The 1,826-nt window shown below is 64.3% G+C and carries 1 protein-coding gene; it reads left to right on the plus strand.

The window, feature by feature from the left end; genetic code table 11:
- Positions 1-174: 174 nt before the first annotated feature.
- Positions 175-1,826, plus strand: a 1,652-nt coding sequence (locus ABZ070_RS32440; protein ID WP_356639146.1) for a hypothetical protein, incomplete at its 3' end; no start/stop codon positions are given.

The raw sequence follows: 1,826 nt of genomic DNA on the forward strand, positions 1-1,826 counted from the left end.
GGAGTGGGGGAGTTCTTCGGAGCGTTGCATACAGTGCAGTTCAGGAAACTCTCAGTGAATGCTGGGGCTTGTCTGCCCGGCACTCGTTATGTTCCTGCTCCCTGTCCTGACAACTCTCAGTCGTGCCCCGGGGGTATTGTGCGCCAAGGAAAGTTACGCAGACGCGTCAGTCTCATGCTTGCAGCGGCGGTACTGGGTACCGCTTCGAGTGCACTTGCCACTGGGGCGGTATCGAGCACCGCTTCGACGGCATTTGCAGCCGGGCCTGCCCCGGCTGCCGGCATTGCCACTCTGACCGCCGATCCCCTGGCCACGTGGCAGACCGACGGCGTGGTGTGGTCTCTGGCTTACGCCAAGGGCGTCGTCTACGTGGGTGGCACGTTCAATCACATCCGGCCACCCGGCGCGGCTCCCGGCACCCAGGAGCTGGCTCGTAAGAACTTCGCGGCCTTTGATGCCAAGACCGGGAAACCACTGGCGTGCGCCCCCGCATTCACCGGCGGCAGCAACACCATCCGGGCGATGAAGGCATCACCCGACGGCTCGCTGATCTACATCGGCGGCTCGTTCAGCAAGGCCGGCACTGTCGGACGTTCCAACACGGCCGCCCTCAAGACAGCCGACTGCACCATCGGAACCGACTGGAAGCCCACGGTCACCTCGATTGTGAACGCGATTGACGTGACCGCCGACACGGTCTACATCGGTGGCAGGTTCGGCACAGTCCAGGGCCAGACTCGCGAGCGGATCGCCGCGCTGCGACCCAACAGCACTCTGCTTCCCTTCAACGCAACGGTCCGCGGTTCGACATATGTGTACTTCAAGGACACGCACCCGAGAGTGCATGCCATCACGGTTGCCCCGAAGCTCAACAAGGTCATCATCGGCGGCAGCTTCACATCGGTGAACGGCAGCCCGGTCGTCGCGCTGGCCGGGCTGGACGCCACCAGCGGCAGGGTCGTCGACACTTACCCTGGATGGGTCGCAGGCGACTCGCAGGTCAAGTCGCTGGCCAATGACGGCACCAGATTTTTCCTCGGCTCTGAGGGCGGCGTCACCTTCGAAGGCCGAACAGTCGGCCGGCTGTCCGACGGCTTCCGCTACTGGAGAGACGACTGTGCGGGTGCCACCCAGGCCGTGCTGCCGTACAAGGGTGTCCTCTACAGCGCCTCGCACGCACACAGGTGCCCCACCACCCCCGGCGGATTCCCCGAAAGCAGGACTGACTACCGCCAGCACTTCCTGGCGCAGTCGATCACGGCGCTGCCGAACGGGACGATCCTGCCGTGGTTCCCGGACACCAATGAAGGGATCGGTGAGAAGATCGGGCCACGCGCGTTGACCATGGCGGACGACATCATGTGGGCCGGCGGTGAGTTCACCACCGTCAACGAAAAACCGCAGCAGGGTCTGACCCGGTTCGCGGCCAGTCCGGACACCGGTGCCCCGCCGGTGCCGACGCTCAGCGGGTCCAGCCCGTCCCCCGGCAAGGTCACTCTGAACTGGAAGGCGTCGTGGGACCGGGACGACGGCGTCCTTACCTACAAGATCTACCGGGACGGCGTGTATCTGACCTCGCTCAACCAGGACTCCCGCTACTGGAACCGGCCCACAATGAGCTTCACGGACACCGTGGCACCGGGGTCGCGACACCGCTACTCACTCGAGGTCACCGACGGCACCAATGTCTCAGGCCGCAGAGGTCCGCTCTACGTGACAGCCCTGAAGGCCGACGACACGGACCCAGCCATCACCTACACCGGCAACTGGACGGCAAATAAACCCAGCGGCCAGTACAACAATACCCAGCACTACACGACCACCAA

Source organism: Streptomyces sp. NPDC006283, from assembly GCF_040613325.1.
Classification (GTDB): Bacteria; Actinomycetota; Actinomycetes; order Streptomycetales; family Streptomycetaceae; genus Streptomyces.